Annotated in this window: 27 protein-coding genes; 9 read left to right on the top strand and 18 right to left on the bottom strand. The window is 71.9% G+C overall.

All coding sequences use genetic code 11. The features are described 5' to 3' along the window. Positions 1 to 61: 61 nt before the first annotated feature. On the bottom strand, positions 62 to 889 hold the full coding sequence (locus ACZ55A_RS11995) for an SDR family oxidoreductase (RefSeq protein ID WP_468837828.1): 828 nt from the start codon (positions 887 to 889) through the stop codon (positions 62 to 64). A gap of 73 nt (positions 890 to 962) precedes the next feature. After that, entirely contained in the window at positions 963 to 1,934 is a 972-nt protein-coding gene (locus ACZ55A_RS11990; RefSeq protein ID WP_468837825.1) for an NAD(P)H-dependent flavin oxidoreductase, read from the bottom strand. Between the two features lie 152 nt (positions 1,935 to 2,086). Here ACZ55A_RS11990 and ACZ55A_RS11985 point away from each other — a divergent pair, with 152 nt between their 5' ends. Next, the gene (locus ACZ55A_RS11985; protein WP_468837822.1) at positions 2,087 to 2,779 is read left to right on the top strand and encodes a DUF6215 domain-containing protein; all 693 of its coding nucleotides are present in this window, start codon (positions 2,087 to 2,089) and stop codon (positions 2,777 to 2,779) included. 166 nt (positions 2,780 to 2,945) lie between these two features. On the opposite strand, the gene ACZ55A_RS11980 is transcribed toward ACZ55A_RS11985, so the two are convergent. Next, positions 2,946 to 3,818: a maleylpyruvate isomerase N-terminal domain-containing protein gene (locus ACZ55A_RS11980; protein ID WP_468837819.1), complete on the bottom strand. Its 873-nt coding sequence runs from the start codon at positions 3,816 to 3,818 to the stop codon at positions 2,946 to 2,948. Between the two features lie 131 nt (positions 3,819 to 3,949). Further along, entirely contained in the window at positions 3,950 to 4,945 is a 996-nt protein-coding gene (locus tag ACZ55A_RS11975; RefSeq protein WP_468837817.1) for a putative protein N(5)-glutamine methyltransferase, read from the bottom strand. Positions 4,946 to 5,714: 769 nt separating this feature from the next. Here ACZ55A_RS11975 and ACZ55A_RS11970 point away from each other — a divergent pair. From ACZ55A_RS11970 to ACZ55A_RS11960, 3 genes are all read left to right on the top strand, one after another. Continuing rightward, positions 5,715 to 6,152 carry a hypothetical protein gene (locus tag ACZ55A_RS11970; RefSeq protein WP_468837815.1) on the top strand — a complete coding sequence of 146 codons (438 nt, stop codon included), beginning with the start codon at positions 5,715 to 5,717 and terminating at the stop codon, positions 6,150 to 6,152. Continuing rightward, complete coding sequence (locus tag ACZ55A_RS11965; RefSeq protein WP_468837813.1) at positions 6,149 to 6,466, top strand: winged helix-turn-helix domain-containing protein; 318 nt, start codon at positions 6,149 to 6,151, stop codon at positions 6,464 to 6,466. Before ACZ55A_RS11970 ends, ACZ55A_RS11965 begins: the two co-directional genes overlap by 4 nt. Before the next feature lie 130 nt (positions 6,467 to 6,596). Next, the gene (locus ACZ55A_RS11960) at positions 6,597 to 7,586 is read left to right on the top strand and encodes an aldo/keto reductase (protein WP_468837811.1); all 990 of its coding nucleotides are present in this window, start codon (positions 6,597 to 6,599) and stop codon (positions 7,584 to 7,586) included. 467 nt (positions 7,587 to 8,053) lie between these two features. Here the strand turns inward: ACZ55A_RS11960 and ACZ55A_RS11955 are convergent, their stop codons facing one another. Beyond that, positions 8,054 to 8,428, bottom strand: coding sequence for a VOC family protein (locus tag ACZ55A_RS11955; RefSeq protein ID WP_468837809.1), 375 nt, complete (start codon positions 8,426 to 8,428; stop codon positions 8,054 to 8,056). A gap of 484 nt (positions 8,429 to 8,912) precedes the next feature. Further along, the gene (locus tag ACZ55A_RS11950) at positions 8,913 to 9,515 is read right to left on the bottom strand and encodes a TetR/AcrR family transcriptional regulator (RefSeq protein WP_468837986.1); all 603 of its coding nucleotides are present in this window, start codon (positions 9,513 to 9,515) and stop codon (positions 8,913 to 8,915) included. A gap of 301 nt (positions 9,516 to 9,816) precedes the next feature. Between ACZ55A_RS11950 and ACZ55A_RS11945 the strand changes: the two genes are divergently transcribed. Continuing rightward, entirely contained in the window at positions 9,817 to 10,227 is a 411-nt protein-coding gene (locus ACZ55A_RS11945; RefSeq protein WP_468837806.1) for a VOC family protein, read from the top strand. A 67-nt stretch (positions 10,228 to 10,294) separates the two neighbouring features. After that, positions 10,295 to 11,323, top strand: a complete 1,029-nt coding sequence (locus ACZ55A_RS11940; protein ID WP_468837803.1) for a class I SAM-dependent methyltransferase — start codon at positions 10,295 to 10,297, stop codon at positions 11,321 to 11,323. Between the two features lie 48 nt (positions 11,324 to 11,371). On the opposite strand, the gene ACZ55A_RS11935 is transcribed toward ACZ55A_RS11940, so the two are convergent. Together ACZ55A_RS11935 and ACZ55A_RS11930 are read right to left on the bottom strand one after the other, a co-directional pair. Further along, positions 11,372 to 11,725 carry a winged helix-turn-helix transcriptional regulator gene (locus ACZ55A_RS11935; RefSeq protein WP_468837800.1) on the bottom strand — a complete coding sequence of 118 codons (354 nt, stop codon included), beginning with the start codon at positions 11,723 to 11,725 and terminating at the stop codon, positions 11,372 to 11,374. 194 nt (positions 11,726 to 11,919) lie between these two features. Further along, complete coding sequence (locus ACZ55A_RS11930; protein ID WP_468837797.1) at positions 11,920 to 12,333, bottom strand: VOC family protein; 414 nt, start codon at positions 12,331 to 12,333, stop codon at positions 11,920 to 11,922. A gap of 205 nt (positions 12,334 to 12,538) precedes the next feature. Between ACZ55A_RS11930 and ACZ55A_RS11925 the strand changes: the two genes are divergently transcribed. Then, the gene (locus ACZ55A_RS11925) at positions 12,539 to 13,141 is read left to right on the top strand and encodes a TetR/AcrR family transcriptional regulator (protein ID WP_468837793.1); all 603 of its coding nucleotides are present in this window, start codon (positions 12,539 to 12,541) and stop codon (positions 13,139 to 13,141) included. Between the two features lie 89 nt (positions 13,142 to 13,230). Here ACZ55A_RS11925 and ACZ55A_RS11920 read toward each other — a convergent pair whose 3' ends face one another. The 4 genes from ACZ55A_RS11920 to ACZ55A_RS11905 all read right to left on the bottom strand — a co-directional run bounded on the left by ACZ55A_RS11920 (position 13,231) and on the right by ACZ55A_RS11905 (position 16,456). Further along, a complete protein-coding gene (locus ACZ55A_RS11920; RefSeq protein WP_468837790.1) occupies positions 13,231 to 13,797 on the bottom strand; it encodes an NADPH-dependent FMN reductase in 567 nt (188 codons plus the stop codon). A gap of 161 nt (positions 13,798 to 13,958) precedes the next feature. Next, positions 13,959 to 14,390: an ankyrin repeat domain-containing protein gene (locus ACZ55A_RS11915; protein ID WP_468837788.1), complete on the bottom strand. Its 432-nt coding sequence runs from the start codon at positions 14,388 to 14,390 to the stop codon at positions 13,959 to 13,961. A gap of 235 nt (positions 14,391 to 14,625) precedes the next feature. Further along, the gene (locus ACZ55A_RS11910; RefSeq protein ID WP_468837785.1) at positions 14,626 to 15,624 is read right to left on the bottom strand and encodes an asparaginase; all 999 of its coding nucleotides are present in this window, start codon (positions 15,622 to 15,624) and stop codon (positions 14,626 to 14,628) included. 55 nt (positions 15,625 to 15,679) lie between these two features. Further along, a complete protein-coding gene (locus ACZ55A_RS11905; protein ID WP_468837783.1) occupies positions 15,680 to 16,456 on the bottom strand; it encodes an RsiG family protein in 777 nt (258 codons plus the stop codon). Between the two features lie 175 nt (positions 16,457 to 16,631). Here ACZ55A_RS11905 and dtd point away from each other — a divergent pair, with 175 nt between their 5' ends. Further along, positions 16,632 to 17,057 carry a D-aminoacyl-tRNA deacylase gene (gene dtd / locus ACZ55A_RS11900; RefSeq protein WP_033266304.1) on the top strand — a complete coding sequence of 142 codons (426 nt, stop codon included), beginning with the start codon at positions 16,632 to 16,634 and terminating at the stop codon, positions 17,055 to 17,057. A 72-nt stretch (positions 17,058 to 17,129) separates the two neighbouring features. Here the strand turns inward: dtd and ygfZ are convergent, their stop codons facing one another. The 6 genes from ygfZ to ACZ55A_RS11870 all read right to left on the bottom strand — a co-directional run bounded on the left by ygfZ (position 17,130) and on the right by ACZ55A_RS11870 (position 22,337). Then, positions 17,130 to 18,110: a CAF17-like 4Fe-4S cluster assembly/insertion protein YgfZ gene (ygfZ, locus tag ACZ55A_RS11895; RefSeq protein WP_468837779.1), complete on the bottom strand. Its 981-nt coding sequence runs from the start codon at positions 18,108 to 18,110 to the stop codon at positions 17,130 to 17,132. A 31-nt stretch (positions 18,111 to 18,141) separates the two neighbouring features. Continuing rightward, on the bottom strand, positions 18,142 to 18,579 hold the full coding sequence (locus tag ACZ55A_RS11890; protein WP_468837776.1) for a Fur family transcriptional regulator: 438 nt from the start codon (positions 18,577 to 18,579) through the stop codon (positions 18,142 to 18,144). A gap of 47 nt (positions 18,580 to 18,626) precedes the next feature. Next, positions 18,627 to 19,667, bottom strand: a complete 1,041-nt coding sequence (locus tag ACZ55A_RS11885) for an ABC transporter substrate-binding protein (protein ID WP_468837774.1) — start codon at positions 19,665 to 19,667, stop codon at positions 18,627 to 18,629. Between the two features lie 9 nt (positions 19,668 to 19,676). Further along, positions 19,677 to 20,453 (bottom strand): ABC transporter ATP-binding protein, encoded by a 777-nt coding sequence (locus tag ACZ55A_RS11880; protein WP_468837771.1) that lies wholly within the window; start codon positions 20,451 to 20,453, stop codon positions 19,677 to 19,679. Continuing rightward, the gene (locus tag ACZ55A_RS11875) at positions 20,453 to 21,496 is read right to left on the bottom strand and encodes a FecCD family ABC transporter permease (RefSeq protein ID WP_468837768.1); all 1,044 of its coding nucleotides are present in this window, start codon (positions 21,494 to 21,496) and stop codon (positions 20,453 to 20,455) included. The genes ACZ55A_RS11880 and ACZ55A_RS11875 overlap by 1 nt, the downstream gene beginning before the upstream one ends. 253 nt (positions 21,497 to 21,749) lie before the next feature. After that, the gene (locus ACZ55A_RS11870) at positions 21,750 to 22,337 is read right to left on the bottom strand and encodes a heme-binding beta-barrel domain-containing protein (RefSeq protein WP_468837765.1); all 588 of its coding nucleotides are present in this window, start codon (positions 22,335 to 22,337) and stop codon (positions 21,750 to 21,752) included. A gap of 260 nt (positions 22,338 to 22,597) precedes the next feature. Between ACZ55A_RS11870 and ACZ55A_RS11865 the strand changes: the two genes are divergently transcribed. After that, the gene (locus tag ACZ55A_RS11865) at positions 22,598 to 22,963 is read left to right on the top strand and encodes a DsrE family protein (RefSeq protein ID WP_468837762.1); all 366 of its coding nucleotides are present in this window, start codon (positions 22,598 to 22,600) and stop codon (positions 22,961 to 22,963) included. The last annotated feature ends 4 nt before the right edge of the window (positions 22,964 to 22,967 follow it).

Genomic DNA, 22,967 nt, shown 5'->3' with positions numbered 1-22,967 from the left:
CTCCTCCGCGGCGAGCTGAACGCCAAACCGCTGGACCGCGCCATGCCGAGAGAGGTACGGATCAGCGCTCGCGACGCAGGAATTCGCGGGCGCCGCGCAGGTCGGTACGCAAGGTGCGTTGCGTCCGGGCGCTGTCCAAGCGGACGTCCAGTGCCCCCGGGTAGCCGGTATCGGCGCGGCGGCCGGCGGTCAGCAGGGAGACGTCCAAGGCGTCGCGGCCGGCGATCAGGGCGCCGAGCTGATGACGGCTCACCGCATCCGGTCCCGCAAGGTGGCACACGCCTGTGTGACCGGAGGTGGTCAGCTCAAGAAGGGCCCGGGCGAGGTCGGTGACATGAACGGGGCACCGGATGACATCGGTGAACAGCACGCCCTTTCGTCGCCCGGCGGCCAGATCGTGGATGAACGCCTCGTGCACGGAGCCACCCTCGCCGATGATCAGCGAGGTGCGAGCGATGACGGCGTCCGGGGCGCACAGGCGGATCCCCGTTTCGGCCGCGGCCTTCGCGGCCCCGTAGGGGGTGATCGGATCCGGCGTGGCCGATTCGTCGTAGCGGACGTCGGCGCCGGAGAAGACGGCGTCACTGGACACCTGCACCAGCCGGGATCCGTGCCGAGTGGCGGCCATCGCCAAACGGATCGCGCCGTCGGCCGTGGTTGCCCAGTCGGCCTTGCGGTACGCCGCGTTGATGACCACGTCCGGCTGGGCCTCCCTGAGTGCCGGTGTGATCTCCTCGCCGCGACGTAGGTCCATGGGCAGCCAGTGGGCCCCCGGGATGTCGCCGGCGCGGGTCGCGAAGGTCGCCGTCACGGCGTGCCCGGCTGCCGATGCCTGCTGAGCCAACTCGCGGCCCAGGAAGCCACTGCCGCCTACGATCAGGATGTTCATGACCCGCCACGTTAGGACGCCGCGTTGCGTCAAGGACATCAGGACGCCGCGGAACACCCGGGGGGGAGGCGCCCTAGGGGTCAGGCCTCCCGGCGCGGGCCAGAGCGTCCGCGGCCTGGGTGGCCAGGGTCGTGACCAGGTCGGCTGCTGAGGGTACGTCGGTGATGAGGTCGACGGCCTCCCCGGCCCAGACCGGCAGGGGAGGGATGACGCCCCGCGCCACGTCGCTCTCGTAGTCCTGTCTGGCCTGAGCGTCGCCGGCCAGGTCCGCTTCCCGGCCGCGCCACCGGTCGAGATGGGGATGGCCGAGGGTACGAGCGGTGTAGTGCGACGACGGCCATCGAGAGCCGCGGACGAGGTCCAGCACGCTGCTGCGTTCGGTGTCCTGACCACGCCCTTCGACAAGGGCCTCGGTGACCGCGGGACCGACCAGAGCCTCGGTGGTGGCCTGGAAGCGGGTGCCGATCAACGCCCCGGCCGCGCCCAGGGCCAGGGCAGCGGCGAGGCCGCGCCCCTCGGCGATCCCCCCGGCCGCCAGGACCGGCACCGGCGCCGCGAGATCCACCACGACGGGAACGAACGGCAATGTGGACCGCCCGCGCCGGGCACCATGACCACCCGCTTCGGTGCCCTGCGCCACGATGACGTCGGCGCCCAGATCGACGGCCTGCCGGGCCTCCTCCAGATCGGTCACCTGAAGGATCAGGGTTGCCCCCGCCCGGCGGATGACGTCCACGAACGGGCTCGGATCACCGAACGACAACATCACCGCCCTGGGGCCGAATTCGAGCGCACGCTCAACCGCCCCGGCCTCGATCGCCCACGTCTGGAAACCAACACCCCACGGCTGGTCGGTGCCCGCGGCGACGATCGGCAACTCGCGCTCCAGCAACGGCCGTTCCCCGCCTCCGACGCCCACCACCCCGAGCCCGCCACCGCGAGCGACAGCCGCCGCCAGCGCACCGCCGGCCGACCCGCCCATCGGCGCCAGCGCAATCGGATGCCGCACCCCCAACAACCTCGTGAACCCTGTCGAGAAGTCCATGGCGACATCATCGCCGCCATGGCCCGCAGGCGGGCAGGGTTTGCGCACCGACCAGGGTGGGCACCGCGAGCACGGCCAATTTGCTTGTCCGCCTGATGATCCCGGGTTAAGGTCCGCGGGCACGTATCGGGGGATCAGGGCAGGCGGGGGACATGGCAGACAATATCGGCGCGCCTGCGAAGGCAGCGGGCGCGTGGGGGCAGGCCGTCGCGGCCGTGGCGCTGGTGGCGGCACTCTGTCTCGGCCTGTGGACGTTCGGGAAGACGTCGTCGGCCTCGGACAGTTCCCCGACGCCCGCCACATGCTCGGGCGGGGAGGCCGACAAGGCGTCCCGGCACGTCTCCGGGGCGCAACTGTGCAAGGCGCTGCACCGCTCCGACCTCGCTGAACTGCTGGGCACACCGGGGGAGATCGCGAAGACCGCCGGTGGCAGCGGCAGCTCCGTCAAACTCGCCGGCGGCAAGGAGATCGCCACTCCGTCTGCCCAGGTCGAGTTCGAGACCTACACCGCGACGCTGTCCGCCACCTACGACCGTCTTCCGGTGGCCGGGTCCGCCGCACTTCTGGGGGACGGCGCACGGCAGCAGAAGGTTCTGGACCGCCCGGCGGTCCTCTACTCGGACCGCACCATCAGCATCAGTTTCCGCCTCGACGGGAGCGACACCAACAGCGGTCCCGGCGTCCCGGCACGCGTCCTCAGCGTGGCCCAGGACGCAAAGGACAGCGGCGGCTCCTTCGAGTTGGCCCTGTGGCGCACGGACGGCGGGGTGCCGGACGACGCGGTGCTGCTCCGGGTCGCCGAGAAGGTGCTGCCGACGGTGCCGGGGTGGGCTGCGCGCGGGTGACTGCCCACGGGTGACTGGCCGCCCGGCGCGGGGCTCTTCACCAGAAGCCGCGGGCTCGCTCCTGGGCCCGAAGCCGCGGGGCCGACTCCTTCGGCCCGAAGCCGCGGGGCTTACTCCTTGGGCCAGAAGCCGCGGGGCTGACTCTTTCGGCCAGAAGCCGTGGGGCTCATTCCTTGAGCCAGAAGCTGAGGCCGTCGAGCCAGGTGTCGAGGAGCGAGGTGTCGCCGAGGACTTCGAGGCGGCTGCTGGTGGTGGCGCGCCGGCCGTAGATCAGCAGCAGCAGTTCGGCCAGCGGGCCACGGACGGCGACGGTGGCCGGGGCGTGCGCGCGCCGCCAGGTGAGGCGGTCGCCGTCGAGGCCGACCAGCCAGTCCGCGGCACTGCCGGGCGTGGTGTCGGTGGCGTGGAAGTGCAGGGTGCGGCCGCCCGACATCGCCGTGCGCAGCCCGGGCTTGGTCTCGAAGACCTGCGGCAGCGAGCCGAAGCTCATCCACTCGTCGAGGGCGTCGATGGCCACGTCCTCGTCGACGGTGAAGTCCGGTCCGTCGACGGCCCCCGTCCGGCCGGGCGACGGCACGCCGGCGGGTCCGGTTGCCCAGGGTGCGGAAGCGGCGGCGACCGTGAAGGTCACATCGGCGCGGTGGACGACCGTTTCGTGTGCCATACGGCGGGCCCAGAAGACCGGTGTCCCACCGGGCGCCACGGTCCACACCTCGGCCTCGGGACCGGCCGTCCGCAGGGTGTCCGCCAGTTGCTCGGCGCCCTTCATGAGCCAGGCGCCGAGCGCGGCGGGGTCCTTGTCCGTACGGTCGGAGAAGTGGTTGACCTGCTCGTCGGAGACGGGCTCCGTCGCCCGGGTCCGGACGATCGTCTCCACCCACCGATGCGCCCCGCCCAGGTGACGCAGCAACTGGGCGAGGTTCCATCCGGGACAGGTGGGCACGGGTGCCGTCAGACCGGTGCCCGCGAGGCAGGAGGTCAACTCGGTGGTCTGCGCGACGATCTCGGCACAGTGGCGCTCGTAGCTCATCGAAGCCATGACGTCACGGTAGACCGGGGTGGGGGTGAGCCCCCAACGGGTTTTACGGGCTCGGTGGCCTGTGGGGGTTCTGGGGCTCGGTGGCTCGTGGGCTCGGTGGCTCGCGGGTTTTTGGGCCGGGGCCCTCCCCGTTACCGCTCTGGTCGCTCGTCGGTCTGCTGCTCGCCGGCCTGCTGTTCCTCGGTCTGCCGCTCCTCGTCCTGCGGCTCTTCGGACTGCTGCTCCATGGTCTGCTGCTCCTCACGGGGACGGGTCCCGATGATGACCGTCGCGTACAGCTCGTCGGAGGAGGCAACCTGGGGATGCAGGCCCATCCGGGCGAACTCCTCTACGGCCCGCGGCGCCTGCCGTTCGCTCGTCTCGACCAGCAGATGACCGCCCGGCGCCAGCCACTGCGGCGCGGCCGCGGTCACCCGCCGCAGCACATCGAGCCCGTCCGCACCGCCGTCAAGGGCCACCAGCGGCTCGTACTCGCGCGCCTCCGGGGGCAGCAGCCCGACCTCTTCGGTCGGTACGTAGGGGACGTTGGCCACCAGGATGTCGATACGGCCGCGGAGCCCGGTGGGCAGCGGGTCGAAGAGGTCGCCTTCGTAGACCTCGCCTCCCATGGGGGCGACGTTACGGCGGGCACAGCGCACCGCCGCGGGCTCGATGTCGGCCGCGTACAGCTCAACCCGCCCCAGGGAGGCGGCCAATGCGGTGCCCACCGCTCCGGAGCCGCAGCACAGGTCGACGACGACCGTGGGCCGCCGGGAGCGGTCGGCGTTGTGTGGCCCGCGGCCGTGGCCGGGGGCGGTGGCCTGGAGGCCCAGGCCGACGGCCTGGCCCACAAGGAACTCGGTCCGGCGGCGCGGTACGAAGACGCCCGGGTCGACGGCGACCCGCAAACCGTGGAACTCCGCCCAGCCGAGGACGTGTTCAAGGGGAAGGCCGATGACGCGCTGCTCCACCATGGCGGCGAGTTCGTCCGGCGTACGTGCCGTGGAGAGCAGCAGCTCCGCCTCGTCCTCGGCGAAGACACAGCCGGCGGCGCGCAGCCTGGCGGCGATGTCCGGATGGGGGAGGGGCGGCGCGGAGGGAGGAGCTGGGAGAAGCGACGGGAGGGACGACAGGTGAGGTGAAGACATCTGAGCTGACGGCTTCTGGTGTGACGACTGTGACGACATGTGAGCCTTTCGGGACGCCGAGGGCGCTTCCCGGGTCACGTGTGTCGGACGGCCATCCGAACCGGAGGGACCGCACGGGCGTGAGACGGGAGCGCCTGCCTGGTCTGGCGGGGTATCGGTCTCACCTCCTCGGTCGGTCCACTGCTGGAGCGGGCAACAGTACCTGACCTGGGGCGCTGCGCACAGACGGCGGTTGCGCCGGGTGGGCGGGGCGCGTCGGCCGGGTGGGTCGGTGCACCTGGGCGGTCCGGCGGGCTGGTCTGTGCACCTGGCGCCCGTGGTGCGGGCTGCCGCGGCGCCCGCAGAAAGGTGTTGAAGGCTTCCAACTGCTCGACGTCCCAGGCGGCATGCGGCTCGGTGAGGCGGACGAAGGCCGCACTGAAAGGGGAGTTGGCGTTCACGCGGTAAGACCTCAGCGGGGACGGCGGGGACGGCGGGGACGGCGAGGACGGCGAGGACGGGTACCCCTGCGAACTTGCCGCTCAGCACTGGGCCAAGCCTCTCCCCGTGCTGTGCTCCCGCCTGCGCCGCGGTGCCGATCCCGGCGAGCGAGGGCGTGCGCGTCAGCCACCATCGAACAGCTATGGCTGGAAAGTACTTGTCAGATTGGAAAGTACTTGTCACGATGAATACATCGAGCCGGACCAGACCGGCGAGGGGCCGGAGAAGAACCGGCACGGGGAGAAGGGCCGAGGGTCGAAGGCCCGAAGAGCAGTCAGGGGGAACTGATATGGCGGAGCATGGACCCGCAGCCGCACCTACAGCCGCAGACGCGGCGGCCGCACTGGCCCGTGCGCAGGAGCTGAGTTCGACGGTGCGGGACGGCGCGAAGTGGTACGTCCGCCATCAGGTCATCTACGGCTGCGCGGCCGCGGTCCTAGTGCTGGCCGTCGGGCTGTTGGAGCACCCGTACGGGGTGGCGATCGGCATCGCCTTCTGGTGTGCCACCATCGCCGGGCTGACGGTGTATTCGGCTCGCCAGAGCGTCGCCCGACGAGGCTACGGCCGACGGCACATAGGCATGATCCTCGCCTGGGCGTTGCTCTACGGAGCGGTGCTGCTGCCCGGCACGATCTGGTTCCATGGTGCGGTGACGTGGTGGGTGCCCGGCGCATTGGTGGTGGCTCTGCCCGGGCTGATAGGCGGCTATATGGAGGCCCGGCGGTGACCGACCCCAACCAGGGAACCCACCCGCGCCACGGGCTCGACGAGGTGATTCACGCACCGGTGCGCTTCTCCATCGTGGCGACACTGGCCGCCGCCGAAAAGGCCGAGTTCGCCTTCGTCCGCGACGCCGTCGAGGTGAGCGATTCGGTCCTGTCGCGGCAGGTCGCCACGTTGGAGAAGGCCGGCTACGTCGCCGTCACCAAGGGCTATGTCGGCAAGCGTCCGCGTACCTGGCTGGCCCTGACGGCCGACGGCCGAGCCGCCTTCGCCGCCCACTGCCAGGCTCTGCGGGCCATAGCGGGCGACGCCGTCTGAGGGAGCACGGCGGGACCACGACCGGCCCCATTGGACCGCCACCGGCTGCGTGTTGACTTGGAGTGCACTCCAACTCATACCGTCCAGAACGGAATTCCGGGACGGACCCGGTCCAGGAGGTAGCAGCAGCATGACGACGAACATTCCTTCACGCAAGCTCGGTGAACTGGTGGTTTCCGCGCAGGGGCTCGGCTGCATGGGGATGAGCCACGGCTATGGCGCATCGGACGACGCGCAGTCGATCGCCACCATCCACCGCGCACTCGACCTCGGCGTCAGCCTGCTGGACACCTCCGATTTCTACGGTGCGGGGCACAACGAGGAACTGATCGGCCGGGCGATATCCGGCCGGCGGGACGAGGTGGTGCTGGCGACGAAGTTCGGGTTCGCCAACCGACTCGGTGAGCCGACCGCGATCCGGGGCGACGCCGCCTACGTACGGCAGGCATGTGACGCATCGCTGCGCCGGCTCGGGGTCGACCACATCGATCTCTACTACCAGCACCGTGTCGACCCCGAGGTGCCGATCGAGGAGACCGTCGGCGCGATGGCGGAACTTGTCGCGGCCGGCAAGGTGCGACACCTCGGACTGTCCGAGGCGGGCGTAGCGACGCTGCGACGGGCGCATGCGGTGCATCCGATCGCCGCGCTCCAGAGCGAATGGTCGCTGTGGACCCGCGACCTGGAGCAGGAGATCGCGCCGGTGTGCCGTGAACTCGGCATCGGCCTGGTGCCGTTCTCGCCCCTCGGGCGAGGCTTCCTGACGGGGCGGTACACGTCGGTGAAGGGCCTGCCGGAGTCCGACCTGCGCCGGACCCAGCCTCGCTTCGCCGACGGCAACCTTGAGCAGAACCTGGCCATCGTCGAGAAGCTGAACGAACTCGCCGCCGATAAGGGCGTCAGCGCCGGCCAGCTCGCCCTGGCCTGGGTGCAGCACCGCGGCGACGACGTGGTGCCGATCCCTGGCACCCGCCGACAGAAGTACCTGGAGGAGAACCTCGGCGCGCTGGCCATCGAACTGTCCGCCGACGAACTCGCTGCGATAGACGCCGCGGCCCCCGCCGCCCAGATAGCTGGCACGCGCTACGACGAGGTGAGCATGACCTTCGTCGACGGCTGAGAACCGTGGTCGCGGACGGCGGTCGCTGAGAGGGGAGGCCGAGGGCTGCCGTCGGGAGCGCTGGGGGCGGTGTGGCGGCAGTGCGGCCGGGCGGTAGTCCGGCAGCAGCAGCGGTGGGGCGGCGGCTGCGTAGGCGGGGTGCGCGGGCACGTCGACTGCGGGGCTCGGCGACGGCCGGGGGCGGGCAGGGCGGTGTGGCGGCGGCTACGCGGCGGGTGCGGTCGGGACGTCGGGGCGAGCCGGGACGCACCCGTGATGGGGAGCGGGCGACGGGGAGCGGGCGCCAGGTATCGGCGCCAGGGGTGCGAGGAGGGGTGGGGCGAGAGGTGCGTGGGGGTGGGAGGGGAGGGGCGGGGCCCGGGGGAGAGACCCGGAGCGGTGGTCGGTGAGCGGTCGGCGGTGAGCGGCCGACGGTGAGTGGTGAGCGCGAGAAAGGGTGGGGGTGAGCGCGGGAAAGTGAGTGGCGGCTACGCGGAGGACATGAGCTCGTACAGATTGTCGGAGGCGTCGCGGAAGAACAGGCCGCGGGGGCACAGGGGGTGATCGATGCGGCCGTTGTCGGGGGTGGCGGGGTCGTTGCCGTAGGGGATGCCGGCCGCCTGGAGGCGGGCGAGGATTGCGTCGAAGGTCTCGTGGTCGACGTCGAAGGCGAGGTGGTGGCCCTCGGCGTCCGGCAGGGTCATGAAGTCGAGGGTGAGTGACTCGTTCACCCGGACCGGGGCGAAGTGGCCGTGGCGGCCGGCCGGTGGGAGTTCCGGGAGGCCCATGACGGAGGCGAAGAAGTGGGCGGCTGCGCGGTGGTCGGCGGCCGGGACGATGGTGTGGTTGAGGGATATGGGCATCAGGCGCTCCTGGGTGGTCGTCGGGCGTCGTGGCATGGCGAACTCGTATGCGAGGGTGGGTGGTTGCGGGGGCCGGGACGCGGCCGGTGGTGTAGCGGTGCGCGCGGCTGTCAGGGGCCCCGCTTGGTGGTCGAGGCAGGTATCGACTTCAGGCGGTCCTGGGCGCCGCTGTTCAGGGACCGTTCATCTGGCGGGCCGAGGACGGTGGTTGAGCGAGAGCACTCGTCAGGGCTCCCTGCTGTTGGCCGAAGTAGAGCGTTCATCTGAGGGGGTCAGGGGGAAGGCGGCGCCCGAGCCGTCAGGGTCGGGGTCTCTAGGCCGGTGGTCGGGGAAGCATGGCCATCTGGCGGGCTCAGGCGCGGGGTTGGGCCGCGCGGTCATCCAGCCCCCACTGGTGGCGTTTGAGGGCGGCAGCCTCAGGCGGTCTCAGGCTAGGTGGTGGTCAAGGGGTGCCGCTCTCAGGCGTTGTCGGGGTGGGTGGTGGTCAAGGGGTGGTGCCCTCAGGCGTTGTCGGGGTGGGGAGGAGGGTGCCGTGGAGGAGGAGGTCGATGAGTTCTTCGGGGGTGAGGGGGGACTCGGACTCCGGGAGTGGTGACTGGAGGCGGGTGAAGAGGAGGCCCAGGAAGGCGGAGGCAACCTTCTCGGCGGGCAGGCGGAAGGCGGTACGGTCCGGTTCGATCAGTTCGACGAGGGCGTTGCGCAGGGCGGTGACGGACTGCGCCCGGGCGTCCGGCGGCGGGCCTTCGCCGGCGCTCTGAGGCCCGGTCCCGGGCGGGCGGCCGCGACGGTGACCGGAGGCCTGGAGGGCGCCGATGACGGTGCCCATCCGTTCCATATGGGCGCGCAGGGCTTCGGCGGCCTCCCTGAGCCGGGTGGTGAGCGGTTGGTCCAGGGGGAGCGAGGCCAGTTCGCGCAGGACGTGGTCCGTGCCGGTCGCCTCCGCTACGCAGGCGTCCAGGACCTCGTCCTTGTCCTTGAAGGCGCGGAAGATCGTGGCTTCCCCGATGCCGGCGGCGCGGGCGATCTGGCTGGTGGTGACGGCCGCGCCGTACTCCGCCACGAGCGGCAGGGCGGCCGCCACGATCATGGCCCGGCGCTGCTCGACGCTCATGCCGGGGGCGCGACGACGGGGTGGGGCGGGCTGTGGCGTCATCACCCCACGGTATGGAGTGAGTGCTCACTCCGTCAACGGGGCGCGCATCCCCCGCCCGCTCCCTAGACTTTGCAGCGCAGCCAACTTTTGCGGCAGGTCTTTGCAGCAAGGCCTGCGGCAAGTCTTGGCGGCAGGCTTGTGCAGCAGGTTGCTGCGGCAGGTTTGTGCAGCGCGACAAGGCCGGTTTCGACGGTGGCCGTGCAGGGCCCTCGTCCGTACGGAAGGGCGGCGCGCCATGGACTGGAAGCTCGAACTGGTGCCGGTTCCGGTGTCGGATGTGGAGCGGGCGAAGCGTTTCTACAGCGAGCAGCTGGGCTTTGCCGTCGATCACGACATGTGCGTCGGTGACGAGGTGCGCATCGTGCAGCTGACGCCGCCGGGTTCGGGCTGCTCGATCGTGATCGGAGCGGGGGACGGTGTGACGGCGGTGCCGCCCGGCTCGGTGCAGGGTCTGCAACTGGCGGTGTCCGATATCGCCGCGGCTCGTGCGCAGTTGGTTGAACGGGGAGTGGCGGCCGGGCCCGTACAGCATGTCGAGGACGGTGCGATGGCTGAGGGGCCCGGCGGGGCATGGAACTCGTTCGTCTACTTCAGCGATCCGGACGGGAACGGCTGGGCCCTCCAGGAGCGGCCGGTCGAGGAGTGAGTGGCCTGCCGGGAGTGAGCGGCTGGAACGCGCCCGTAGGGTGCGCCGGGGCTCCTACGATCGGCGGATGGCGACGGATCAGGAAGCGTTTCTGCGGGCCTTTCACGCGGCGCATCCGGCGGTGACGGTGCGGGCGATGGCGCACGGCCGGGCCGCGGACGGCCGGTCGAGTTACGAGATCCTGCGGGACCGGGTGGCGGAGTGCGCGCGGGTGCTGGATCTCGGCTGTGGCGACGGGCTGTTGCTGGAGCTGCTCGCCGCGCGCCGCCGGGACGAGGCCACGAGCCCGCGAGTCGCGGCGGCGGGCCGCCAGGACGAGGCCGCGGGCCAACGGGCTGAGGTCATGGGCCCACGGGGTGAGGCCACGGGCCCGCGGGGTGAGGTCGCGGGCCGGCGGGGTGAGGCCGCGGATCCGCGGGGTGAGGCGGTGTGCGGCCAGGGCGGAGCCGCGGACCTGCGAGGTGAGTCCGGCCGGGTGCTTGTCGGGCTGGATCTGACCGGTGAGGAGCTGGCGCTGGCGCGCCGTCGGCCGGGGCTCGGCACGGCGGGGCTGTGTGCCGGGCGCGCGCAGCAACTCCCCTTCCAAGCAGCGCAGTTCGACGGATGTGTGTCACATATGGCGCTGATGCTGATGAACGACGCGGAGCGGGTGGCGGCCGAGGTGGCGCGGGTGCTGGCACCGGGCGGCACGCTGGCGGTCGTCCTGGGCGGCGGCGCGGCCGGCGGGGAGGCGTACGAGAGGTTTCTGCGGCTGTCAGGGCCGCTGCTCAGGGCGGCGCCTGCGGAGCAGCGGATTCCGACGCTCGGGGACCGGCGGCTGCGGACCCGCGAGGGGTTCGATGCGGTCTTCGGCCCGGCGGGGTTCGGGCCCGTGGCGTGGGAGACCGTACGGATCGATCTGACCGGACCGCCGGAGCAGGTCTGGGCGACCCTCGGTGGTCACTACGAGTTCGGACCGCTCGATCCTGCGGTCACGGCGGAGCTACGGGCCCGCTTCGAGGCCGAGTCGGCGGCGTCCGCCCTGCCGGACGGGCGGATTCCGTGTGCGATGACGGTGCATATCGCCACGGCCGTGCGGCGGGGGGACCGGGGGTAGCGCTGCGCGCCGCGCCCGGTCCGAAGGACACCCCCTGGACCGCCCCGCTCAGGCCGGATGGCGCTGGGGGTACGTGGCCTCCAGGTGTGCCATGTGGGCGCGACCCCAGTCGCCCAGGGGAGCCAGCGCCTCGTTCAGCGAGGTGCCGGCCGCGGTGAGCGAGTACTCGACCCTCGGCGGTACTTCGGGGAAGACCTCGCGGTGGACGATGCCGTCGGCCTCCAGTTCGCGCAGCTGCTGGGTCAGCACCTTTTCGGTGATCTTCGGCAGCCCGCGGCGCAGTTCCCCGAACCGCTGGGGACGCTGCGCCAGCGCCCACAGCAGCAGCACCTTCCATTTGCCGTCGATGACGTCCACCGCGGCGTCCAGCCCGCATGTGTACGGGCCCTTGCGTGCGCTCATGGTCCACTTCCCCCTCGCGTCGTCCCCACCCCGGGATCCCCTCGCGGATCAAGTATTGGGCAGCCGCGGACCGTTCGGCTGTTGTCTACCCCATCGCTGCGGTCCGCCCAGTCGCTGCCGTCCGCTCAGTCACTGAGTCCGCTCGCTCGCTGCCGTCCGCCCAGTCGCTGTGTCCGCTCCGTCGCTACCGTCCCTCACAGTCCCTGGGCGGCGAGCCATTCCGGGTCGGGGTCGATGTTCTGGAGGACCTCGATCAGGGTGCCCTCAGGGGCCCAGACGTTGAAACGGCGCTGGCCCCAGGGCTCGTCGCGGACGGGTGCGGCGATCGTTATGCCCTTGGCGCGCAGTGCGGCCTCCTCCGCCTTGGCGTCCTCCACGAGGAAGCCGAGGAGTACGCCGCCGGTCTCCTGGGTGCGGAAGTCCTCGGGCATGGCCTCATGGCCGCGCTGGGTGAAGTCCAGGTGGTATTCGGGGTGTTGGGGGTGCTGGAGGCTGGCGTACCAGTCCAGTTCCACAAGCGCCTGGAAGCCGAAGTGGTCGACGTAGAAGCGGGTGCTGGCGGCGACGTCGTCGGTGAGCAGGGCGGTGCCGAGCTTGGTGAAGCGCATGGTGATCCTCTCCGTTCGCGGCAGGCGGGTCCGGCCGCGGCAACAACTCCAGTTGTAGTACTTTGGATGTAGTGGTTGCAAGCCTTTTACGGAAAGTAAGCCCCTTTACGGAAAGTACGGAGAGGCTGCGAGGCTGCCAGGCGGCTTTCCGGGCAGGGCTCGTACGGAGGGAGCGTGGGCGAGATGGAGCGAGGTGGGCGACGGCATGGTGCGTAACCCTGAGCGGCGGACGGCGCTGGTGGATGCCGCGATCGAGGTACTGGCGCGGGACGGCGCGCGCGGACTGACCTTCCGGGCGGTCGATACGGCCGCAGGCGTGCCCAAGGGCACCGCCTCCAACTACTTCGCCAGCAGGGACGCTCTGCTGGCCCAGGTCACCGGGCAGATCCACCAGCGCATCGCGCCCGATCCGGACGAGGTCACCGCGGTGATGGCGGCGCCGCCGAGCCGGGCGCTGGTCGCCGAGCTGATGGGCTGGATCAACCGCCGGGTGACCGAGAACCGCACCGGCTATCTGGCGATGCTGGAGCTGCGCCTGGAGGCCACCCGGCGGCCCGAACTGCGTGCGGAGCTGACCCGGGCCATCCGGGCGACGCTCGACGACGACATCCGCTTCCACCTGGAGGGCGGGCTGCCCGGTGACCGTACGGCGGTGGTGCTGATCTACCTCGCGATGACCGGGCTGATGCTGGAGCAGCTGACGCTGCCGGGCGTGGTGCCGGCCGAGGAGACCGACGGGCTGATCTCGGCGCTCGTCGACCGCGCGATCGGTCCGGAGGGCGTAGGGGCGGCGGAGGGCGGAGCGTAGGCGCCACGGACGAGCCGCACCGCCTCGGGCGGCGGAGCCCGCAGGCTCCGCCCTCCTGCCCGCCGCGCCTCCTCCGCCCCCCCGTGCGGCTACCCCCCGTACGGCCGGAGCGCCCTGGCGTCGCGGAGTGCCACGGCCCACCAGGTCAGCTGGTGCAGCAGGGTGTCGGCGGCCTGGGTTGCGGGGGCCGGATCGTGCAGGTGGCCCGCGTCGTCGAAGAGGTTGCCGGCCATGGCGAAGCTCACCGTCTCGCGCACGGTCGTCGCGTGCAACTCGGCGAAGACCAGGCGCAGTTGTTCGACGGCGCGGAGGCCTCCGGAGATCCCGCCGTACGAGACGAAGCCGACCGGCTTGGCCTGCCACTGGCGGTGCAGCAGGTCGATGGCGTGCTTGAGCGGGGCCGGGAAGGAGTGGTTGTACTCCGGGGTGATCACGACGAAGGCGTCCGCCTCGTCGACGCGCTTGGCGAAGGTCTCGTACTCCTCGCTGCCGTGGCGGAGTGTGTACGGGCGGAGGGTGTCCAGGTCGATGACGTCCACGTCGATCTGGGGGTGACCGGCGGTGTGCCGGGTGAACCAGTTCGCGATGACGGGCGCGAACCGGCCCTCCCGGGTGCTGGCGACGATCACTGCGAGGCGGTAGGGGTGCTGGGACATGCGGGGCCCTTCGTGGCGTGGCGTAGCGGGGAGTCGGCGGCGGTGTCGCCGTCGGGACTCGACGCTAGGACCTCAAGCGAACTTGAGGTCAATCGCCGCGAGGGGCACCGGTGCGGCGCCCCTCCCGCCCGGAAGGGCCTCAGCGGCTCCGTGTCACCGCGTCACTCCGCCCCGAAGAGCTTCAGCAGGTCCGCCTTCTGGAACATCCGGGCCGTCTCGATCGCCGACGGGGTGCCCGCCGACGGGTCCGCGCCATGGGCGACCAGGGCCTTGACGACCTCGTCCTCGCCCTTGAAGACCGCGCCGGCCAGCGGCGTCTGACCGCGGTCATTGGTGCGGTCCGGGTCGGCACCGCGCTGCAACAGGGCCTCCACGGTGGCCGGGTGGCCGTGGTAGGCGGCCAGCATCACGAGCGAGTCGCCCTTGTCGTTCGTCAGGTTGGCGGGTACGCCCGCGTCCACGTACGCGGCGACGGTATCGGTGTCGCCGTGCCGCGCCAGGTCGAAGACCTTCGCCGCGAGCTGGAGTACCTCCGGGTCGTGCGCGTGCTCGACCGCCTCGGGCCTCTGCGGCTGGGGATTCGCGTCGCTCATGTCGCCGGCCTCCTGCTGTGGTGGATGGTGCGTGCGTGCCCTGTCATCGCCACTTTATGCAGGCCATGGTCGTCGCGGCAGCGGTCGCGGGCCGATGGTGGCGACGGTCGGGCGCGTCCCCGGAGCCGGCCCGCCGCCCCGCGCGTCCACGCCCTCACGGCCCGCCCGCGTCACCCCCACCTCCCGCCCCCGCGCCCCGCCCGGACTCCGCCCGGCCCGTACGACCGCCCACCGCTCAGAACGCCGCCCGGATCTCCCCCACCCGCACGCCCCCACCCAGCAGCGGAGCGTCCTCCAGGCGCGCCAGGACGGGGTCGTCGATGGCCATCCGGCGCAGTACGCGGGCGAGGATGGGGCCGAGGGTGCGGATGGCACCGTCGTCGATCTTGAAGGCGAGGGCGCGGCCGTCGGGCAGGGCCAGAGCCTGCACGGCCTCGGCGCCCATCTTCGACAGGGTGCCGGGCAGCGCCTGCATCAGCCAGGTGTCGGGGCGGCGGGTGCCGGCGACGTACTCCGGGTGGGCGCGCATGGCATCGGCGACCCGCCGCTCGGGGGTGCCGGGCTCCGCCATGACGAAGTGCCGGAAGGCGCGGGCCAGGCCGGTCAGGGAGAGCGCGAGCAGCGGTGCGCCACAGCCGTCCGTGCCGACGTGCCTGACGTCCTCGCCGCTCGCGGTGCGCACGCCCTCGGCCACCAGCTGCTGGAGCGGGTGGTCCTGGTCGAGGTAGGTGGCCAGTGGCCAGCCGTTCAGCGCCGCGGCGGCCAGCATCGCGGTGTGCTTGCCCGAGCAGTTCATGGCAAGGCGGTCGCGGACCTGGCCCGAGGCGAGGTAGCTCTCCGCCTCCTGCGGGTCCAGCGGCAGGTCGGGCGGCGTCTGGAGCGCGTCGGCGGTCAGGCCGTGCTCGGCGAGCATGGTCCGTACGAGATCGAGGTGGAAGGCCTCACCGGAGTGGCTGGCGGCGGCCAGCGCCAGCCGCTCGCCGGAGAGGTCCAGGCCCGCCCGCAGGACCGCCGCGGCCTGCATCGGCTTGTTCGTCGACCGGGGGAAGACCGGGGCGGTCACGTCGCCCAGCGCCCACTCCACGCTGCCGTCGGCCGCGAGCACCACCAGCGAGCCGCGGTGCCGGCCCTCGACGAAGCCGGAGCGCACGACCTCGGCGAGGACGGGGGAGACCGGGACGGGCGCGGACTGCGCGGCCGGCTCGGCTATCGGGGTGGGCGAGGACGAGGTCATCGGCAGCCTTCCGGGGGTGGGGAGTTCGACCCTGCCCCGGAGGTTTGTGGCCTGGTCAGGACAGCAGGTCGTCTACTTGCGCTTCGCCTTCACGGTACCTGCGGGCGATTTCCGCACTGCAATCGTCGGTGGTGCGCTGTAGCGACTGGCGCCGCCGCGACACCTGCCGTTCGTAGCGGATCAGCCGGCCCATCGCGTCGTGCAGCTCCTGGTCCGTGCGCGCGGTGAGGTCGGACAGCTCCACCTCACCGAGCATTTCCTCGGCGAGCCTGCGGTACTCCTCGCTGTGCGGGGTGCCGAGGGTCACATGCCGCGCGGAGGAGCGGTGCCGCGACGGCAGGTCCGTCAGGATCTCCGGCAGCCGGTCGAGCAGCGGTGAGTGCTGGGCGCTGCGGCGGGCGATCTCGGCCCGCAGGATGTCGATACGGCCCTGAAGCAGCCGCCGCAGGTAGCTCAGATCGGCCTCCTCCTGCTGGGAGTCACGCCGTACCACCCGCAGCTCGGGCAGCCCCAGCCCGGAGAGATCGGGGGTGACGGCCGGGCGGCAGTGGTCGCGCTGCTGCGGGGGGCGGGGGTGCTGCGCCTGGCCTGCCTGGAGCATGGGGCCGTCCTCGGTGGCGGTGGGCTCCGGGGGAGCCGCTGCTGTGGTCGTAGTGGTGGGTGGGGCGGTGGTGGCGGCGGTGGTGCGCGTCGTGGACGCGGACGGTGGTGTCGGAGGGGTGGGTGTGGCAGACCCGGTGTCGGACGCGGCAGCGGCCGGGGTCCGTCCGGCCGGTGTCGTACGGGCGGTTGGTACGGGACCGGGTGTCTGTCCGGCGCCCACAGTGCTCATGAATGGTTCCGTCCCCTCGTCCGGTGACGCGTCCAGGGCATGTTGTCCGTGAAACGCACCACGTGCACGCATCGTGCCACTCTGGGCGGTCCTTATGCAGGGCCATGGCACCCGAACGGCCCCCGTAGGGGTACGGCTGTCCGAAGCCGTCCGGCCGCCCGGCATGATGGCGGGTATGCGAGCTGTGGTGCAGAGAGTTGACGGCGCCCGCGTCGAGGTGGCGGGCGAAACGGTCGGGGAGATCGTGGGCGAGGGGCTGTGCGTGCTGGTGGGGGTCACCCACGACGACACTCCCGAGAAGGCCGCGCAGCTCGCCCGCAAGCTGTGGTCGGTGCGGATTCTTCAGGGTGAGAAGTCCTGCTCGGACACCTCTGCGCCGCTGCTGGTGATCAGCCAGTTCACTCTCTACGGTGACGCCCGTAAGGGCCGCCGCCCCACCTGGAACGCCGCGGCCCCCGGACCGGTGGCCGAACCGCTGGTCGACGAGGTCGTCGCCCAGCTGCGGGCACTGGGCGCCCATGTGGAGACCGGCCGCTTCGGCGCCCAGATGAAGGTGTCGCTGACCAACGACGGGCCGTTCACGGTGCTGGTGGAGGTGTAGGGCGCCACGAGGCGACCGGCCTCCACCGGCACCGGACTTCACCGGGCGGCCGCGGCCGTGGCCGGTGTCCCGCTACGGCTCGACGACCACTTCCTGCGCCGCCGCAGTCCCGCCCGCCATCAGCTCGGCGTCCACCGGCACGTTCCGCTTGACCAGTGCCAGCGCGATCGGGCCGAGCTCGTGGTGCCGGGCCGAGGTGGTGATGAAGCCGAGCTGGCGGCCCTCCTCGCCGTCCGCGGCGAGGCGTACGGGGGTGCCGTGCGGCGGCAGGTGCACCTCGCTGCCGTCCAGGTGCAGAAAGACCAGCCGGCGCGGCGGCTTCCCCAGGTTGTGCACCCGCGCGACGGTCTCCTGGCCGCGGTAGCAGCCCTTCTGGAGGTGTACGGCGCTGCCGAGCCAGCCCAGTTCGTGCGGGATGGTGCGGTGGTCGGTCTCCAGGCCCAGCCGCGGGCGGTGGGCCTCGACCCGCAGCGCCTCCAGTGCCAGCACGCCGATCGCCGGCCCGTGGGCCGCGGCGAAGGCCTCCAGGCCCTCGCGCGCCAGGAACAGATCGCGGCCGTGCGCGGTCTCGCGTACGACGGTGTCCGCGGGTGTCTCGGTGATCGAGCCGGCCGGCAGATGCACCACGGCGATCTCGTCGGTGCGGTCGGCGACGTCGACCCGGTAGAAGAACTTCATGCTCTCCAGGTAGGCGATCAGCGCCTCCTGGCTGCCCGGCTCGGTGTGCATCCAGGTCGTCTCGCCGTCGTCGACGAGGTAGAGGGCGTGCTCGATGTGGCCGTGCGCGGAGAGGATCAGCGCCTCGGTGGCCTGGCCGGGCGGGAGTTCGCTGACGTGCTGGGTGAGCAGCAGGTGCAGCCAGCTCAGCCGTTCGGGGCCGGAGACGGTGACCACCCCGCGGTGGGAGAGGTCCACGAAGCCGGCGCCGTCGGCAAGGGCCCGCTGCTCCCGGAAGAGGTCACCGTAGTGCGCGGCGACGCCTTCGTCGGGAGCCTCGGCGGGGACGGCGCCGGGCAGCGACAGCAGGGGACTGGTGTGTGAGTGTCGCGGCATGGGCCCAGCCTACGACCCGGGCGCTGCTGCCTCAGCCGTCACCCTGGGCGGCCTTGGCGCGGCAGGACGCACAGCGCCCGAAGATCGCGAAGTGCTTCATGTCCGTCTCGAAGTCGAACTGCTCGCGCAGCGTCGCGGTGAACGGCTCCGCGACCGACAGGTCCGCCTCGATGATGTCCGTACAGTCCCGGCACACCAGATGGATGTGGTGGTGACGGTCGGCGAGGTGGTACGTGGGCGCCCCGTGCCCGAGGTGGGCATGGCTGACCAGGCCGAGCTCCTCGAGGAGTTCCAGGGTGCGGTAGACGGTGGAGATGTTCACCCCGCCCGCCGTCTTGCGCACCTCGGTGAGGATGTCGTCCGGGGTGGCGTGCTCCAGCCTGTCCACGGCCTCCAGCACGAGCTGACGCTGGGGGGTCAGGCGGTATCCGCGCCTGCGGAGGTCGCTCTGCCAGTCGGTGGTCACCACACCGCCAGTGTAGGAGGGCGGGCGGCGGGTGCGTAGGCGCCGCGGTCTCAGCCGGCCGTCTTCAGGCCGCGCAGATAGCGGGCCAGGGCGCTGACGGCGGCCGGATTGCGGGGGCTTTCGACGAGCTCGGCGTAGTCCATGACGTAGATCCGGCGGTGCTTGACCGCGGAGACGTGCGCGAGCGGCGGATAGGAGGTCAGGAAGGCCTTCTTCTGTGCCGCGGAGGTATCGCCGTAGTTGTTGATCACGATGACGTCGGGGTTGCGGGCGACCACGGTCTCCCAGCCGACGGTCGTCCAGGAGTCCTTGAGGTCCCGCATGACGTTGACCCCGCCCGCCCTGGTGATGATGTCGTGCGGACCGGCGTACCGCCCCGCGGTCAGCGGCTTGTCGCGGCCGTCGTCGTAGAGGAAGACGGACGGGCGGCGGCCGGGTGCGGGGGCCTTGGCGGCGGCCTCGGCGACCTGGGCGCGGTACTTCTTCACCAGGGCGGCGGCGCGGTCCTCGACGCCGAAGATCTTCCCGAGCGTCGTCAGATCCGTGTACAGCGCCTCGAGGGGCGGCATCACACCGCGGCTGCCGGAGTCGCGGCCGTGGCGGCAGGACTCGGTGAGGACGTAAGCACCGATGCCGAGCTTCTTGAGGGCGGCGGGGGTGAGGCCGCTGTCCTCGCCGAAGCCGTAGTTCCAGCCGGCGAAGACCAGATCGGCCCTGGCATCGAGCGCCATTTCCCTGGTGAGGGCCTTCTTGGAGAGCCGGGGCACCTTGTCGTAGGCGGCCTTCCAGGGGACGGCGCCGAGATCCCCCTTGTCGTCGGGCATGGCATAGCCCGCCATCCGGTCCTCCAGGCCCAGCGCGAACATGATCTCGGTGATGCCGACGTCATTGGTGACCACGCGGCGGGGCGCCTTGTCGTACGTCGTGCGCACCCCGCAGTTCTCGACGGTGACGGGGTAGCGTCCGGCGCCTTTCCGGGCGGCCGCCCCGCCGTGCGCGCCGTCGTCGGCGATCCTGGCGCCGCACCCGGTGACGGCCAGCGGGAGGGCGAGGGCGAGGACGGTGAGCAGCGCTGCGGGGCGGCGGGGCATGACGGGTCCTTAGGGGGTGTCGGTGAGGGGGGCGAACAGCAGCTGGAGGGCGCCGGATTCGGGGTGCCGTACCCGGTGCGCCCGTACGCCGAAGACCTCGGCCAGCAGCTCGGGCGTCAGCACGTCGTACGGCGGCCCGGAGGCGACGATCCGGCCGCCGGCGAGGACATGGAGCTCATCGCAGTGCACGGCGGCCAGGTTGAGGTCGTGCAGCGCGGTCAGCACGGTCAGCCGGCTGTCCCGTACGAGGGCCAGCACCGCCAACTGCTGGGCGATGTCGAGGTGGTTGGTCGGCTCGTCGAGCACCAGCACCGCCGGTTCCTGGGCCAGGGCCCGGGCGATCAGTACCCGCTGTTTCTCGCCGCCGGACAGGCTGAGGAAGCCGCGCCCGGCCAGATGTCCGGCGCCGACCCGGGCCAGCGCCCGCTCGCACACCGCGGTGTCGGCGGCGCTCGGCCGGCCCGACCCGCGCTGATGCGGCAGCCGCCCCATCGCGACGATCTCGTCCACGGTGAAGTCGAACTCCGTACCGCCCTCTTGGGGCAGCGCGGCCAGCAGCCGGGCGCCCTCCCGCGCGTCCATGGCGTGCAGATCCGTGCCGTCCAGCCGTACCCTGCCGGCGGCCGGGCGCAGTGCGCGGTAGACGCAGCGCAGCAGGGTCGACTTGCCGCTGCCGTTGGGGCCGACCAGGCCGACGAGCCGCCCGCTGCCGGCCCGTAGCGCGATGTCGTGGACGAGGCGGCGGCCGGCCACCTCCACGGACAGGCCCTCGATGTCGAGCCGCATCAGGCGCCGCCTCCGAAGGTGTAGCCGCGCCGCCGCATCAGCAGCACGAAACAGGGCACACCGATCACCGCGGTGAGCACCCCGACGGGCAGTTCGACGGGGGCCAGCAGCACCCGTGAGAGCAGATCCACCCACACCAGCAGCACCGCGCCGAGCAGCGGGGCGACGGCCAGCACCCGGCGGTGGTCGGCGCCGACCAGCATCCGGGTGAGGTGCGGCACCATCAGTCCGACGAAGCCGATCGCCCCGCTGACCGCGACCACCGCCCCGGTGACCGCGGCCGCGACCACGAACAGCTCGCGGCGCAGCCGTCCGGCGTCCACACCGAGCGTGGCCGCGGTCTCGTCGCCCATGGCCAGTGCGTTCAGCCGGCCCGCGGACAGCAGCAGATGGACCAGTGCGGCGGCCACCGCGGCCGCGGCGATCGGCAGCGACTCCCAGCCGGCCCCGCTGAGGCTGCCGAGCAGCCACATCATCGCCGAGCGGGCGGCCTCGCCGCGGTCGGCGGTGAACACCATGAGGGTGGTGACGGCGGAGAAGCCGTAGTACATGGCGGTGCCGGTCAGGACCAGGCGCAGCGGGGTGAGGCCGTGGGCGGTGCGGGCGGCCGCGTAGACCAGGGCCATGGCGAGCAGCGCCGAGCCGAACGCGGCGGCCGACAGCGCCCAGACGCCGAGCGCGCCGAGCGCCCCGAAGAGCAGGACGGCGTTGGCGCCGACGGCCGCGCCGGAGGAGATGCCGAGGACGAAGGGGTCGGCGAGGGCGTTGCGGACCAGGGCCTGTACGGCGACGCCGATGGCGGCCAGCCCGGCACCGACGACCGCGGCGAGCACGGCCCGCGGGAAGCGCAGCTCCCACACGATGGTGTAGGCGGCGACCTCGTCGGGGGTGAGGGTGCCGCCGGTGAGTCCGGCGCCGAGGTAGCGCACCACCTGTGCCCAGCTCACCCCGGCGGCGCCGAGGCCGACGCCGCAGATCAGGGAGCCGAGGAGGGCGGCGCAGAGCGCGGCGACCAGCGGGGTGGTGCGGGCGGGGCGTGCCAAGGGACGTACGCCTTCGGCTCGGGCCGCGGGCGTGGGGGTCCCCCCTGCTCCTTGAGAGCTTGGGGAGGAACGGAGCGGCGGCCCGGAGCGCGCGGCCGCGCGGCGTCCCCTCGCAGTCCACGGCGAGTTGTCAGGATCGGACGCCGCCGCGGGCGATCGGGCTTACGGAAAGGATGCTTCCGCTTACCGTTGCGGGTCAGCGCCGGACTCTCACCGGACTTCCCCCGCGGGGCGCGTCACGCTGGAGGGCAGCTCAGCCCTGGTACGGAGTCCCGTCCGGGTTGAAGAAGGCCACTCCGTCGGGCATGTCGTCGGGCAGGCTCTCGGCCCACTCCTTCAGGTCGGCGACCTTCTTCAGGTGCGCCGACATGTACGGGCGCAACGGTACGTCCGGGGTGGACTTCTCGCCGACCCACATCAGGTCGCTGTTGACGTAGCCGTAGAGCCGCTTGCCGCCGCTGTACGGGCCGGAGGCGGCGGTGCGCGCGATGGCGTCGGTGGCCAGGTCGATCTGCGGCTTCTGGTCGGCCAGTTCGCCGTACCAGACCTCCACCACGCCCTGGTCGCGGATCATCACGATCTCGACCTTGCGGTCCGCGTCGATGCGCCAGTAGCCGCTCTCGGTCTCCAGCGGGCGGACCTTCTTGCCCTCGCTGTCGAGCACCCAGCTGTGCGAGGTGTATTCGAGGAAGTCACGGCCGTCGTGGGTGAAGCTGACTTCCTGCCCGAAGTTGCACTTCTCGGTGCCCGGGAAGTCGGCGACGCCGGCGCCCTCCCAGTTGCCGAGGAGGAAGGCGAGCGGCACCAGGGCCGGGTTCAGGTCGGACGGAATCTCGATCATGACAGCTCAGGCGATCTGTAGAGAGGGGATGTTCCGGGGGAGGTCAGCGCTGGCCCTGGTACAGCTTCTTCCAGGTCAGCCCGGCGAACGCGATCACGCCGACGGCGACCAGAACCAGCAGGGTGGTGAAGAATGCCTCAAGCACGAGCGCGCTCCTTGGACGGAGTGAGGGTGTAACGGACCGCCTGCGAGTCTAGTCGGCGGGGCGGACCGCGGCGCTGTGAGGTCCGTCCTCCCGGCCCCGGCCCTACTCTTGCCTCATGGCGAATAAGCTCGTGATCAAGGTGACGGCGGGCGCCGATGCGCCCGAGCGGTGCTCGCAGGCGTTCACGGTGGCGGCGGTGGCGGTGGCCAGCGGGGTGGAAGTTTCGCTGTGGCTGACCGGGGAGTCGGTGTGGTTCGCGCTGCCGGGCCGGGCGGCCGAGTTCGAGCTGCCGCACGCCGCTCCGCTGCCGGAGCTGATCGACGGGATCCGCGCGGGCGGCGGGGCGATCACGGTCTGCACCCAGTGCGCGGCCCGGCGTGACATCGAGCAGAAGGACCTGATCGAGGGGGCGGGCATCGCCGGCGCCCAGGTGTTCGTCAGCGAGATCATGCCGGACGACGTCCAGGCGCTGGTGTACTGAGCGG

It is taken from the genome of Streptomyces sp. NPDC034111 (genome assembly GCF_055575375.1).
This window is presented reverse-complemented; position numbering and strand designations above follow the sequence as displayed.